This is a genomic window from Thalassospira lucentensis (genome assembly GCF_011806425.1).
Lineage (GTDB): Bacteria > Pseudomonadota > Alphaproteobacteria > Rhodospirillales > Thalassospiraceae > Thalassospira > Thalassospira lucentensis_B.
In genome coordinates, this window is sequence record NZ_JAATOV010000001.1 from 549,884 (window position 1) to 563,797 (window position 13,914).

Sequence of the window (13,914 nt, forward strand, 5' to 3'; positions counted from 1 at the left end):
GCTGTTTCCTGGTTGGTCAAAATGTTTGGTCACGAATGAGCGGTCGGTGATCGGTAATCATTGGTCATTGATCACTGATCACGGATCCGTTGGATAGAGAACCCCAATTACGCGCCGAGCACAAGGCGGGCCCGTTCGAGGTCTTCGGGGGTATCAACACCCAAGGGCACCCCATCGACCAAGGCGACCGCAATCACCATGCCGTTTTCAAGCGCGCGCAACTGTTCAAGCCGTTCGCGTTTTTCCAATTCCGCAGGCGGCAGGGAAACAAACCGGTCAAGGGCCGCACGGCGATAGGTATAAAGGCCGATGTGATGATAAAGCGGGCCATCGCCAAACGGCGCGGTCGCACGGGTGAAATACAGCGCGCGCGCCACACGTTGACCGTTAAAGGCGACAACCGCCTTCACCACATTGGGATTGTGGCGTTCTTCTTCGCGCTTAATCTCAGCCGCCAAGGTCGCGATATCGACATTCGGATCTTCGAGCGGATCAAACACCGCGCGGATATCATCAGGTGAAATGGTGGGCAGATCGCCCTGCACATTGACCACGGCATCGTATTTGCCCTCGGGATCAAAGGTTTGCAGGGCCTGATGCACCCGGTCCGAGCCGCTTGGCAAATCGGGATCGGTCAGAACGGCCATGCCGCCAGCGGCCTCGACCGCATCGACGATTTCCTGTTCGGCACAGGCGACCAGAACGGGGCCAATTTCGGCCTCCATCGCGCGGCGCCAGACCTGAACAATCATTGGCTCGCCACAGATGTCGGCCAACGGTTTATTGGGCAGGCGCATGGACGCCATGCGGGCGGGGATAACAACAACAGGATTGCGCGGCGTCGACATGTTAGAACTCCGGTCAGGCATCAGGGCCATGCATCATATGTCCCAATAATTAGCTCGATTTGATCTCGCGCAAAGCATTGCGAATACACGAGATGCCAAAAACATGGCTGTGAATCGGCGGGACAATAGCCCGTTTTAGGGATTTGGTGAAAGACGCAATTGCTTTTTTAGAAGCGATAGACGAAAGTTTATACGCCTTTGTTTTCGCCTTTGTGTTTAAGAAAGGTTGATGCAAATCGCTGAAACGTATAGTTTCCCACCGATCAGTTTTGTTCGGTCGTGCATGCGTGTTGCGCAGTTTTGTGCAGCTTCTAGGGAACGCATGTATAAACTGATCAATATTATATAAGAAACCTGAGAGTGATTAGGCTGTAACGGGGTCCCGTCATGAAAACGATGGAAATCAACAAGATCGTCGCCGGAGTCATTTGTGCCGTGCTTTTAGTCGTGGTTGTCGGAAAGATCGGTGGCGTCCTTGTCCATCCCGACGAGCTTGAAGCACCGGTATATCCGTTCTCCGAGGATGTTATGGCGGGCGCAAGTGCACCGGCTGCCGCACCGAGCAAACCGGAAGGACCGGAACCGATCCTTGCCATGCTGGCATCTGCTGACCTTGGTCAGGGCGAAAAGGTCTTTAAGAAATGCGCATCTTGCCATGATGCATCCAAAGGTGGTCCGAATAAAACCGGCCCGAACCTGTATGGCATTGTTGGCGCGAACTTCGCCCACAAAAGCGATTTTTCCTATTCCGACGGCATGGCCAACCATGGCGGCCAGTGGGGCTTTGCTGAGCTGAACGAGTTCCTTTACAAACCGCGCGATTATATCGACGGCACGAAAATGAGCTTTGGCGGCCTGAAAAAAGCATCTGACCGTGCAAACGTCATTGCGTGGCTTAACAGCCAGTCAGACGATCCGAAACCGTATCCGGACCCGGCAGAAGCCGCCGCGGCCGAGGCCATTGACGATGCCGGCGAAGCGGTTGACCAAGCGGTTGATGCCGTAGGTGACGCCGCCGCAGAAGCCGCCGACGCAACTGGTGAAGCGGTTGATCAGGCTGTTGATGGCACCGCAGAGGCCGTTGACGATGCGGCAGAAGCGGTTGAAGACACCGCCGAAGACGCCGTTGATGCGGTTGAGGAACCCAAAGCAGCGGAATAAGTGCTGCTGGTGTCAGACTTATGGGACAGACTTATGGGTCAGACTTAACCATCTGGACCATCTAGGCCACCTAGTCTATCTGGCACGCATCTAAATTTTCAAATCTGATGTTTCAGATCGTAATTCGCAGGGGACAGGAAACTGTCCCCTGTTTGCGTTTGAGACATTTATGTATGGCGTCCTTGCCTTCTGGGGCCAAAGCGGAAATATTACCTGCCACGCCGCATTTTCTCATTGCCTGCAGGGATACGCATTCATGGAAGATCTCGACCAATTTCTGGAAATCGCCCACAAACTGGCAGATGCCGCGCGCCCGGTTGTGCGCAAATATTACCGCACCCCGGTCGCGGTCGATGTGAAGGCCGATGACAGCCCGGTGACGATTGCCGACCGCGAAGTCGAACGCACCATGCGCGATATTCTGGGCAAAGAGCTTCCGGATCATGGGATTTTGGGCGAGGAATATGGCCGCGAAAATGTCGATGCGGAATATGTCTGGGTGCTCGACCCGATTGACGGCACCAAGTCGTTTATTTCCGGCAAGCCAAGCTTTGCGACCCTGATTGCCCTGTGTCATCGCGGCAAACCGGTCCTTGGCATCATTGATCAAGCGATTACCGAGGAACGCTGGGTCGGGATGATGGGCAAGGCCAGCACCATGAATGGCAAAGAAATCAGCGCGCGCGAATGCGAAGACCTTAAATCGGCGACCTTCTTTACCACCGCACCGGAACTTTTCCGCGATGACGCCAAAAAGGCCTATGACGCGGTATCAACGCAATGCCGGGTGCCGATGTATGGTGTCGATGCGTATGCCTATGGCCTGACCGCCCTTGGTCTGGCCGATACGGTGGTGGAAATCGGGCTTCAGGCCTATGATTTCTGTGCACTGGTGCCCGTCGTCGAAGGGGCTGGTGGCGTGATGAGCGACTGGTCGGGCAAGGAACTGACCATTGACAGTGATGGTGCGGTGATTGCCAGCGGCGATGCGCGTTGCCATCAGGATGTGTTGGAGACCATTAAGGCCGCAATGGGCTGATCCCTGCCTGCTCTGCGCGCCTGCCAACCTGACAGCCAAGTCCGATCTAAAGCCGCCCAAAAGCCCTACCTTCTGCGAATTTCGACCAACCGGAGCCCCCAATGACCCAGTCCCACCCGTTTCTTGCCATGGCGCACAAACTTGCCGACGTCGCGCGCCCGGTTTTGCAAAGCTATTACCGCAAACCGGTCGAAATTGACGTGAAGGGCGATGAAAGCCTGGTGACGATTGCGGACCGGGAAATTGAACGGGCCATGCGCGACATGATCAATGCTGAACTGCCCGGTCATGGCATTTTGGGCGAAGAACATGGTTCGGAAAATCTCGACGCGGAATATGTCTGGGTACTGGACCCGATTGACGGCACCAAATCGTTCATTACCGGCAAACCCAGCTTTAACACCCTGATAGCGCTGTGTCAGAACGGCAAGCCGGTGCTGGGCCTGATTGATCAGGCGATTTTGGATGAACGCTGGGTCGGGGTGGCAGGCCAGCCCACCACCCTGAATGATAAAGTGGTTTCGGTGCGTGAATGTGCGCATTTGCGCGATGCGACGATTTTCACCACCGGTCCGGACCTTTTCGTCACGCCAAAGGCCATCGCCGGATATAAAGCGGCGTTTGGCGCGGCCAAGACGCCGGTTTACGGCATTGATTCATATGGCTATGGCCTGATTGCCATGGGATTTGGCGATGCGTTGGTTGAATCGAACCTGCAACCTTATGATTTCTGTGCCGCCGTGCCAGTGATTGAAGGGGCTGGCGGGGTGATTACCGATTGGGATGGCAAGGCATTGACCATCAACAGCGGTGATCTGGTGATTGCCAGTGGCGACAAACGTTGCCACGACGAAGGCCTTGCCGTGTTGCGCAACGCAACGGCCTGATGGGGCGTCGTATTCCCAATACGGCGTTTCGGATTTTCGATTGAGGGGCCGCGTTTGAGGCGTCAGGCTTCGGGGTTGTGCGTAGGCGTTGGGGCGCGTTCTTGCACCTTGCGTTCTAGGGCCGTGTGCCTAGCGTCTCGCGTCTCGCGTCTCGCGTCTCGCGTCTCGCAACAGATCGCTTTTGAGGTGCCCGCGCGCAAGGCACTGCGGAGCGGTTATTGCTCGGTCACGGCAAGGCGCAGACCAAGGGCGATGAACATCCCACCCAAGGCGCGTTGTAACCAAACCCCGAATTTACCCAGAACTGCATTACCCCGGATCCGTGCGGCTGCAGCCCCGACCATCAGAACAATGGCGGTTTCCACCACAAGCCCGATCAGATTAACCGTGCTGCCCAGAACAAGGAATTGCACCGTGCCATGGCCGAGTTCGGGATGGACGAATTGCGGTAAGAACGCCAAGAAAAAGATCGCGACTTTGGGGTTGAGCACATCAATCATGACCCCCTGCCGCCATGCCTGATAGGCGGTGATGGTGCGTTTTGGGGTGGCGACCGATGTGGGGTTGAGCCCCTGCCCGGCGGCATCAAGCGCCGTACTGTTTTCGAGGTCATCTTGTGCCGGTTTGGCAAAGCTGCTGCGCAGGGCGCCAATGCCCAGCCAGACCAGATAAACCACGCCGACCCATTTCACGATGGAAAAGGCAATGGCCGAGGTGGCCAAAATCGCCGAAAGACCAAGGGCAGCGGCCAAAATATGCACACATGCGCCCGAAACCACGCCAAATGTCGAAAAAAGACCGATTTTACGACCATAAACGGCAGTTTGACCGACAATATAGGCCATATCCGGCCCCGGAGAGACGTTGAGAAGCAAAGCCGCGATCAAAAACGGGCTATATTGGATCAAAATATCGGTCATAGGGCGGTTTCCCGAAGATAGTAAATAAAATCAATCTCAAGTGGTTTGCCACCTGCTTCGAGCACCATGGAAGACAGTTGACCACGGTGATGGGTTTGATGGTTGAACATATGCCCCAAAACCACATCACGCGGCATGACGTTCGCCCCGCCCGACACCGACTGATAACTTAAATCCGAGGACAGCAGTTCTTCGGTCAGCTTGGTGGCAAAATCAATGATCGCCTGATCCTGTGCGGTGCGCGCGGCGCGCAGATCGTCAAAGGCATCAAACAAAACGGTATCAAGCGGCATGACTTCGGGCGCGCCCAAAAGACGCGACAACCACAAACGGTCAGCAACCAAAAGATGGTTTAGTGTGCGCATGATGGACGGGAAAAATGCCGTGCGCGGCGCGTACAGCGCATCTTCGGGCAGCGCGGCACAGGCATTATAAACGTGACCATTGGCCCAACGGTTATAGCCCGCCATGCGTTTGAAATAAGCAACCCCGTTCATGGTTTTCTCCGTTCCTTGTTGTCAGCGGCGGCGTTTGTGGCAACGCGTGGCCTGCGCTTAGTCTGGCTTAGCTTGCCTTGGACGTCATGTCTTCATGCTACCGGCGCGACGGTCGTCTGTTTGGCGGTGTCATCGGCCTTTGGGTCGGATGCGACCTGTTGCAGGATCGTTGCCGGTGGTTTTGGCATGCGTTTGGTCAGAATAACCACATTGCCCAGCAACGTCAGCCCAACACCAAGAACGATGTTGGTGGTCCATGTGAAATCTTCGAACCATGTCGACAATAACAAGGCCACCACCGGGAACATGACCGAGCTATAAGATGCGCGGTCCGGGCCGATTTTACCAAGCAGCGTCAAATAAGTGCCAAAGCCGATGACCGAGCCAAACAGTGCCAGATAGACGAGGGCTGCGATAAAGGACGGGCTGGTATCAAAGGACAGCGGCACACCGGCGATCAGGATATAGCCAAACAGCAACAACGTGCCATAGAGCATGCCAAAGGCATTGGCCTGAACAACAGGAATGCCGTGCCCCTGATTGCGGGCCGAGGCCATATTGCCAAGTGATGCGATATAGCTTCCGGCCAAGGAGACCAAAAGCCCGATGCTGCCCCCGGTTGCCAGATCAAACGCCGCCAAATCGCGGGCAAATACCAACGAAATCCCGGCCATGCCGATGACAGCACCAATAACGGTGCGGGTTTCGGGGCGACGGCGGAAAAAGATCGCGCCATTGAGGATGTTCATGATGACGATGGTCGAAAACACCACCGCCAACAGCCCGGATGTTAAATGCGCGCTGGCGATATAGATCAGAACATAGTTTACGGAAAACAGGCAGGTGCCAAGGGCGGCCATAAACACGTGATCGCGCAAGGAAAACCGCATTGGCAAACGGCGGATGGCACACCATGCCATCAAGATCAGGGTCGCCAACGCAAAGCGATAGGCAACCGCGACTTCGGGGGCGACAGAAAGCTGAAACCCGATAGCGATCCAGGTTGATCCCCAGATCAGAACAACAACCGCATATAACCCCAGCAAGCCCATGGCGCACCCCAACAAGAATTGAAGCCGCAATCTAGGTCAGAAACCGCGCCCGCGCCAAACCAGTATTTATCATCGAGGCATTAGCTGAACTAATACCACGCCCCGGCATGGCTTATCCATGAGGACCCGTGATGGGCCATTTTGTGGCTGAACCAAAGCATGGGGCAGCGTATTAGCGGCGCTTACGCTTGGTTTTTGGGGCTTGGTTGGTGTTTGGACTGGTGTCCGGTTTGCGGTCTGGACTTGGCTCTGGGGCGTCGTCCGTTTCTGTGTCTGACGCTTGATCTTTCTCGGTATCGGTATCGGTGTTCGCGTCCGTATCTTTGGCCGTGTCCGCGTCGGCTTTGGGATTGGTGGCGTCGGTGGCGTCATCCGTATCATCGGCGTCATCGGTATCGGCGGTGTCGTCTGTGGCGGCCTCGGGCCGTTTGTCCGCGGTCACATCATCCCCGTCTTCCTGCCCGTTTTCGGGCGCGTCCTGTGGCGCATCTTCTGGCGCGTCCTCTGTCAGGTCTTCGGCCAGATGATGTTCCAAGGCTTGGCGTTCGGCGTCGGCCGCGTCATCGCCATCCAGCAGCGGGGCGCGTTTCGCGTCCTTTTCGGTGCGGCGACGGGCTTGCCAGTCTTTCCAGATCGACAGCAATTCGCTGCGTGATTGGAAAATCGGGATTTTGCGTTTGGGTTTGACGACTTGTTGTTCGACCGCCAAGCCAACATCGGTGACACCATGTTCGTCATCGGTTCGGCGCACGATCAGTTCAACCGTGCCATAGGCAATGCGATCCCCCAGTTCGAGGTTATCGGCCAAATCACGTTCAAGAATATCGGCCACGGTCAGTTCGCTGTCTTCGTCCTTAACCGCGAAGCCATACAGGCGGCCAATATCAGCAATGCTGGTGGAGGCCGGGAAGCTGAAATCGCCAAACAGTTCGACGTCATTGGCCCCCTCGGCCGGGCCGGCGAACAATTGGTCGAGCAGATCAACGTGACGCGGGGGCGTTATGATATAGACCTGATCGCCGCCCTGAATGGGGCCGGCACTGTGCGGGCGAAGCGAGGTGCCTTCGCGCAGGATCAGGCTGGGTCGGGCCCAACGCGGGATGCGCTGCCCGGTGGCAACGGCACTTTCGGCGTGGACGCGGTAAACAACGATTTCCTGATTGGCGTTGCCCGGCAATTCAAGATCAATACGGTCAACCGGACCATGGCGGGGCGGAACAATGATGCCCAACCAGCGCGCCATGCGCCGGATCGTCCAGCCTTGTAACAGAAGCGATGTAATCACGACGATAAAGGCGGTGTTAAACAACATCTGGCCTTCGGGCACGCCTTCGACCATGGGGACAATCGCAAGCAGGATCGACACCGCCCCGCGCAAGCCAACCCATGAAATAAAGGCGGTATCATTGCGCGAGAAGTTAAAGAACATCAGGCACAGCCACACCGCCAGCGGACGGGCGACAAACACCAAAACCAATGCCAAAATCACACCGGGCACCACCACCGCGCCAAAGTCCGACGGGGTGGCAAGCAGGCCCAAGGTGACAAACATTGCGATTTGGGCGAGCCAAGTTGTGACATGCTGGAAGCGGCGGACACCGACACTCATGCGCATTTGTTTGTTCCCGGCATAAAGCCCGGCAACATAAACCGCCAAAAAGCCACTGCCGCCCAGGATGCTGGTGGTGCCAAACAAACTTAGCGCGCAAGCCAGTGTAATGATCGGGACCAGCCCCGGTTCAAGCTTGATCCGATTGATCATCTGAACAATCGCAACCCCGCCCGCCAGGCCGAAAACAGCCCCCAGACCAATTTGCAAAACAAAGCGTTGCAGCAATTCGACGGCGATATTATCGCCCCCGCCCAGCACGATCAGTTCGACCAAGGAAATGGTCAAAAACACGGCCATGGGATCGTTCGAGCCCGATTCAACTTCCAGCGTGCTGCGTGTGCGATCACGGAGATTAATGCCGCCAACGCGCAGCAGGAAAAACACCGCCGCCGCATCGGTTGAACTGACAATCGCCCCAAATAACAGGGCCACAAGCCACGGCACATCGAGCACAAGCCACGTGATGCCACCAATCACACCCGTGGTGATCATGACCCCGAAGGTCGCCAAAACCACAGAGGGCCCGGCGGCGATTTTTAAGGTTCGCAGTTGGGTTTCAAAGCCACTGTCAAACAAGATCAGGGCCAGCGCGATGGAGCCAATGAAATAGGCAAGCGGGGCATTATCAAAGGTGATGCCACCAATGCCATCCTCGCCCGCAGCAAGGCCGACAAACAAAAACACCAACAGCAAGGGTGCGCCAACACGGAAGCTGACCAAGCTTGTGAATACAGCGACAATCACCAGAATCGATGCAATCAGGATGACCAGATTCATCGATTCAATCATGCGTGTGCTCCTGCGTTGTGGGCGTTTTTGCCGTTATGTGAATGACCCGGTCCCTTGGCAAGGAAGACGGTGCGGGTCAGAAGTCGTGTCGCCAATAAAGCAGTAATGTATGAATATATGCCTGCAATCTGGTGGCGATTTTGTGGATATTCTGTGTGCCTTGGCTATATGGCGTTTTTTATCCGTTAAAACAGGATAACGCCGATTATATTTATCCGTCTTTTTCGGCAGAAGCCGGAACAAAGGATGTTTCCTTGGCCGTGGACAGGGCGATTTCCGGCAAGACTTCCAAAATACCGCCAAGTTCCTTGATCGTATCGGTGACAAAGCTTTCGAGATGGGCGGTATCGCGCAGGCGCAGTTTCAACAAGAAATCAAACCGCCCGGTCATGTGATGACATTCGAGAACTTCGTCTTCCTTGATCAGGGATTTGACCAGTTTTTTGTTGCCCTTGGCCGGATCGGTGCGCAGCCAGACCATGGCGGTCAAGGCGCGGCCGATGGCGTTGGGATCAACCGACACCTGATAGGATTTAATGATGCCCTGATCGCGCAATTTGCGCACCCGATCATTGACCGCAGAAACCGACAATCCGACCTTGGACCCGAGAACCGAATAGGACAGTGATGCGTCTTGCTGTAAAATGTCGATCAGCTTGCGATCAATCATATCCATGAAACTTTCCCCTGATGCGTTTGTTTTGATGTGTCTGATGTTACACGAAAATCAGGCCCCCGAGAACATTTAGCCCCAAACAGCCAATGTCGGTTGTGACATCACCGCTGCCAGCCTTGCCCGATGCGCACCCCGGGGGTCGTGCATTGTGGCAAGACAGGTGCGCACATTTGTCATACAACATTGGAAGTTATATAGTTTCCCGGCCTGTGTGGCGCAAACCGCAAGATGAATACCGATTACGCTGACAGTTTCTTGGCCGTTTGGCGTGCCCCATCATCGTTTTTCGCACCCCAATTCCTTTTAAGGGTCCTGACCCCGAATGCAGCCTTTTGGCCCCACCGAAAATAATGTCCTGCGTGGCATGTTGCTTATGATCGGCTCTGCATTTTGCATGGCCGCCATGGCGGTGTTGATCCGCTATATCACGCAGGAAGTGCATCCGTTCGAAGCGGCATTTTTCCGGAATCTGTTCGGTTTGCTGCCGATGCTGCCCTTTATTCTGGGCCAAGGACGCGGTGGATTGAAAACCGCACGGTTTAAGCTGCATTTCATGCGCGCGGCCCTTGGCCTTGGTGCGATGTTGTGCCTGTTTTCCGCCCTTGCGATCACCCCGGCGGCACAGGTGATTGCGATTAACTTCACCCTTCCGATTTTAACCACGGTGCTGGCGGCGATCATCGTGCGCGAAGTGGTGCGCGCGCGGCGCTGGAGTGCGGTTGCGATTGGGTTTGTCGGGGCGATGGTGATTATCCGCCCGTTCGGCCAGAGCTTTGAAACCGGGGCGATTTTAGCACTTATTGCCACCCTGTTTATGGCATCGGCCATGACAACGGTGAAGATGCTGTCGCAGACAGATAGTGCCAATGCCATCGTGACATGGATGGGGCTTATTATGACGCCGCTATCCTTTATACCGGCCCTTTATTATTGGCAGACGCCGACCGTTTGGCAGTTGGGGGTTCTGGTGTTGATGGGGGTGTTTGCCACAGCGGGGCAGCAGCTTTTGGTGCGGGCATACCGGGCGGCGGATCAGTCCTATGTCATGATTTTTGATTTCTTGCGCCTGCCCTTTGTCGCGGTGATGGCGTTTATCATGTTTGGTGAAACGGTCGATATTTGGACCTGGGTCGGGGCGAGTTTGATCATTGGATCGGGGCTTTATATCGCACGGCGCGAAGCGGTTTTGGCCAAGCAGGCCCGGATTGACGCCCGCCTTGCCACCACGGCCCCCGCCGACGCGCAAGCCATCCCGGTGGGACGGATTGACCGGCCAGCGGACACCGACAACATTGGCGAGAGTGATACCCCGGATGCGCCAGATAACGGCATGAAGGAAAAGCCAGATGCGTAAATGGTTTTCGACCCTGCCGCCCTATATTCAGGCAACGATCTTTGCGGTCTGTGCATCCATCACCGCATCCATGTCATCGATCATGATCCGTTTGGGCACGGCGGAAATTGATCCGTTACAGGCGGTGTTTTTACGGAATTTATTTGGCCTGATCATGATTGCGCCGTTTGCGTTGCGATCGGGGTTTGCGCCGCTTAAGACCGCGCGGCTGCCGATGTTTGGCCTGCGCGCGGTGCTGTCGATGGGGGCGATGACGTTTTGGTTTTCATCGATTGCCTATTTGCCGCTGGCCGAAGCCACGACGCTTAACTTCACCGTGCCGTTGTTTGGCACGTTTTTGGCTGCGGTGTTTTTGGGCGAAACCATCCGAAAATACCGTATTGCCGCCCTGTTGGCCGGGTTTATCGGGGTGATCATTATCATTCGACCGGGCAGCGAGACCATGCAATGGGCAAGCCTGTTGCCGATTATTGCCGCCCTTTGTATGGCGTCGGCAGGGTTGACCATCAAGTCGCTGTCAAAGACGGAAAACAGCACGACGATTGTGCTTTATATGATGGTGCTGACCACGCCAATGACCTTCATCCCGGCCTTGTTTGTGTGGCAAACGCCCGATTTGCCGACCATTGGGATTATGCTTGGCGTCGCACTTTTTGCCAATCTGACGCAGATTTTTAACACCAACGCGTTTCGGGTTTACGATTACAGCTTTGTGGTTGGGTTTAACTATTTGCGCCTGCCGATTGTGGTGGCGATTGCCTTTGTCATGTTTGGCGAAATCCCCGAAATCTGGCTGCTGCCCGGTGCGGGATTGATTATCGGCGCGGCCTTGTTCATCGCCCGGCGTGAAGCCAAACTTGCCAAGGAAGCCGACCGCATCAAACGCGGACCATCGGCCGCGGCGAGTGATATTGAACCGCCATCCAAACGCAGATAGGCGGGGTTCACGCGCCAAAAACGGATAAAGCCAGATGGGGCCGCAGAAAGGGGAGGCGTTCCGATGAAAACATGGTTTGATCGCCAACCCAATACGGTGAAGGCCAGTTTTTATGCGCTTTGTGCGGCAATGTTGGCGGCGTGTTTTACCCTGACCATTCGCTTTGCCACCGCAGAAATTCATCCCTATCAGGCGGTGTTTTTGCGGTTCTTTTTTGGCGTGATCCTGATTGCGCCGATGGTTTGGCGCAACGGTTGGGCAACGCTTAAAACCGCGCGTTTGCCGTTGCTTGGATTGCGTGGGGTCTTGTCGGCATCGGAAATGTGTTTATGGTTTATGGCCGTGCTTTATTTACCACTGGCCGAGGCGACCACGCTTAACTTCACCGTGCCGCTTTTTGGGACGATCTTGGCCGCTGTTGCCTTACGCGAAACGGTGCGTGTGCATCGATGGATCGCGGTTTTGGTCGGGTTTGTCGGGGTGGGTTTGATCATTCAACCCGGATCCGATGCCATGCAATTGGCAAGCTTGCTGCCGATAGCCGCGGCGATGTGCATGGCCGGTGCGGGGATGATCACCAAAAAACTGGTGCGAACCGAAAGCACCACGGCCCTTTTGTTTTATCTGATGGTGATCACAACACCGATTTCGCTGATCCCGGCCCTGTTTGTTTGGCAGACGCCAAGTTTGGCGGCCTTCGGCTTAATGGCGGTTGCGGCATTGATGATGAATGTCATGCAAGTGTGCAATGTGAAGGCCTTGCAGCTTGCCGATTACAGCTTCTTTGTCGGGTTTTCCTATTTACGCCTGCCGATCATTGCGGTTTTGGCCCTGATCCTGTTTGGCGAAGTGCCCGATATCTGGATTTTGCCCGGTGGGGCGATGATTGTCGGCGCAGCGATTTATGTGGCCCTTCGGGAACGTAAACTGGCGGCAGAGGCAGCAAAGACGGCAGAGGCGACAAAGACTGCAAACCCAACGGACGATGTTTCCGCACAAGTTCCGACACAAATTCAAACACAAGCTCCGGCACAAGACCCGCAGGCGGCAATCCTTAGCGAACGTGATCCCAAGGCGCGGTAGCCAAACACGCCCACAACCTGCAATTCTCCTTGCCCGCTAAAGATATAATTTGGTATGTAAATACCAATTAAAATATCACGAACAAAGATTTGATCAAAAACGGGAGGCTTCACGTCATGCAGGTCAAAGGATCCATCGCCATTGTGACCGGGGCAGCGTCCGGGCTTGGCGCGGCCACGGCAGAGGTGCTGGCCCATGCCGGGGCGCAAATTGCGGCTTTTGACCTTAATGAAGATGGGGCCAAGGCAACCGCCGAAAAGCTTGGCGGGGTTGGGTTTGGCGTGGATGTTTCCGATGCCGATAGTGTTGAGGGTGCGGTTGCCAAAGTGGTCGAAACACTTGGCACGCCGACGATTTTGGTCAATTGCGCCGGGATCGTGCATGGCGAACGCATTGTTGGGCGCGAAGGCCCGGCCGACCTTGCGGCGTTTTCAAAGGTGATCACGGTTAATCTGGTCGGCACCTTTAACATGATGCGCGTTGTCGCCCACACCATGAGCCAGAATGATCCGTCCGATACGGGTGAACGCGGGGTGATTATCAACACTGCCTCCATCGCCGCATTCGAAGGACAAATTGGACAGGCCGCATATGCCGCGTCCAAAGGTGGTGTTGCGTCGCTTACATTGCCAGCGGCGCGTGAATTATCGCGCCACGGGGTGCGGGTTGTGGCGATTGCGCCGGGCCTGTTTGGCACCCCGATGTTGATGGGGTTGCCCGATGACGTTCAAGAAAGCTTGGCGGCGAATACGCCGTTTCCCAAACGTTTGGGCGATCCAAATGAATATGGTCGTCTTGCCCTGCATATCTGTGAAAATCAGATGATCAATGGCGAGACGATCCGCATCGATGGCGCGGTCCGGCTGGAGCCGAAATAGCCCCCATAGTTCGGCCTTCGGCCCGGAAATGCTGCTGCCGCAAAGCGCCCTGCCATGTCCCGCACCGGCAGGGCGTTTTTGCGCGTGGTCATCCTTGCGGCGGCACGGCTTGCGCCCACGCGTTTAGCCCGAGACCCAAAGGGGTGCCGGGTGAATTAGGGGTAAATCAATCGCCGAGGGT

General features: G+C 55.7%; 13 protein-coding genes. 7 read left to right on the forward strand and 6 right to left on the reverse strand.

Annotation, left to right across the window (positions count from 1 at the left end; translation table 11 throughout):
* Positions 1-107 precede the first annotated feature (107 nt).
* Positions 108-848 carry a 3-deoxy-manno-octulosonate cytidylyltransferase gene (locus tag HCZ99_RS02635; protein ID WP_167445299.1) on the reverse strand — a complete coding sequence of 247 codons (741 nt, stop codon included), beginning with the start codon at positions 846-848 and terminating at the stop codon, positions 108-110.
* Between the two features lie 387 nt (positions 849-1,235).
* Here HCZ99_RS02635 and HCZ99_RS02640 point away from each other — a divergent pair, with 387 nt between their 5' ends.
* From HCZ99_RS02640 to HCZ99_RS02650, 3 genes are all read left to right on the forward strand, one after another.
* Positions 1,236-2,009: a c-type cytochrome gene (locus tag HCZ99_RS02640; RefSeq protein ID WP_167445300.1), complete on the forward strand. Its 774-nt coding sequence runs from the start codon at positions 1,236-1,238 to the stop codon at positions 2,007-2,009.
* A 256-nt stretch (positions 2,010-2,265) separates the two neighbouring features.
* Positions 2,266-3,048, forward strand: coding sequence for a histidinol-phosphatase (hisN, locus tag HCZ99_RS02645; protein ID WP_167445301.1), 783 nt, complete (start codon positions 2,266-2,268; stop codon positions 3,046-3,048).
* Positions 3,049-3,149: 101 nt separating this feature from the next.
* A complete protein-coding gene (locus tag HCZ99_RS02650) occupies positions 3,150-3,935 on the forward strand; it encodes an inositol monophosphatase family protein (RefSeq protein ID WP_167445302.1) in 786 nt (261 codons plus the stop codon).
* 215 nt (positions 3,936-4,150) lie between these two features.
* Here the strand turns inward: HCZ99_RS02650 and HCZ99_RS02655 are convergent, their stop codons facing one another.
* From HCZ99_RS02655 to HCZ99_RS02675, 5 genes are all read right to left on the reverse strand, one after another.
* Positions 4,151-4,855, reverse strand: a complete 705-nt coding sequence (locus tag HCZ99_RS02655; RefSeq protein WP_167445303.1) for a LysE family translocator — start codon at positions 4,853-4,855, stop codon at positions 4,151-4,153.
* Positions 4,852-5,352 (reverse strand): DinB family protein, encoded by a 501-nt coding sequence (locus HCZ99_RS02660; RefSeq protein ID WP_167445304.1) that lies wholly within the window; start codon positions 5,350-5,352, stop codon positions 4,852-4,854. Before HCZ99_RS02660 ends, HCZ99_RS02655 begins: the two co-directional genes overlap by 4 nt.
* 92 nt (positions 5,353-5,444) lie before the next feature.
* Positions 5,445-6,404 carry a DMT family transporter gene (locus tag HCZ99_RS02665; protein WP_167445305.1) on the reverse strand — a complete coding sequence of 320 codons (960 nt, stop codon included), beginning with the start codon at positions 6,402-6,404 and terminating at the stop codon, positions 5,445-5,447.
* Between the two features lie 172 nt (positions 6,405-6,576).
* Positions 6,577-8,805: a potassium/proton antiporter gene (locus tag HCZ99_RS02670; protein WP_254869400.1), complete on the reverse strand. Its 2,229-nt coding sequence runs from the start codon at positions 8,803-8,805 to the stop codon at positions 6,577-6,579.
* Positions 8,806-9,016: 211 nt separating this feature from the next.
* A complete protein-coding gene (locus HCZ99_RS02675; protein ID WP_167445306.1) occupies positions 9,017-9,481 on the reverse strand; it encodes an Lrp/AsnC family transcriptional regulator in 465 nt (154 codons plus the stop codon).
* Positions 9,482-9,803: 322 nt separating this feature from the next.
* On the opposite strand from HCZ99_RS02675, the gene HCZ99_RS02680 reads away from it, so the two are divergent.
* From HCZ99_RS02680 to HCZ99_RS02695, 4 genes are all read left to right on the forward strand, one after another.
* Positions 9,804-10,835 (forward strand): DMT family transporter, encoded by a 1,032-nt coding sequence (locus HCZ99_RS02680; RefSeq protein WP_167445307.1) that lies wholly within the window; start codon positions 9,804-9,806, stop codon positions 10,833-10,835.
* Positions 10,828-11,772 carry a DMT family transporter gene (locus HCZ99_RS02685; RefSeq protein WP_167445308.1) on the forward strand — a complete coding sequence of 315 codons (945 nt, stop codon included), beginning with the start codon at positions 10,828-10,830 and terminating at the stop codon, positions 11,770-11,772. Before HCZ99_RS02680 ends, HCZ99_RS02685 begins: the two co-directional genes overlap by 8 nt.
* Before the next feature lie 63 nt (positions 11,773-11,835).
* Entirely contained in the window at positions 11,836-12,855 is a 1,020-nt protein-coding gene (locus tag HCZ99_RS02690) for a DMT family transporter (RefSeq protein ID WP_167445309.1), read from the forward strand.
* Between the two features lie 116 nt (positions 12,856-12,971).
* On the forward strand, positions 12,972-13,733 hold the full coding sequence (locus HCZ99_RS02695; protein ID WP_167445310.1) for an SDR family NAD(P)-dependent oxidoreductase: 762 nt from the start codon (positions 12,972-12,974) through the stop codon (positions 13,731-13,733).
* Positions 13,734-13,914: the final 181 nt, after the last annotated feature.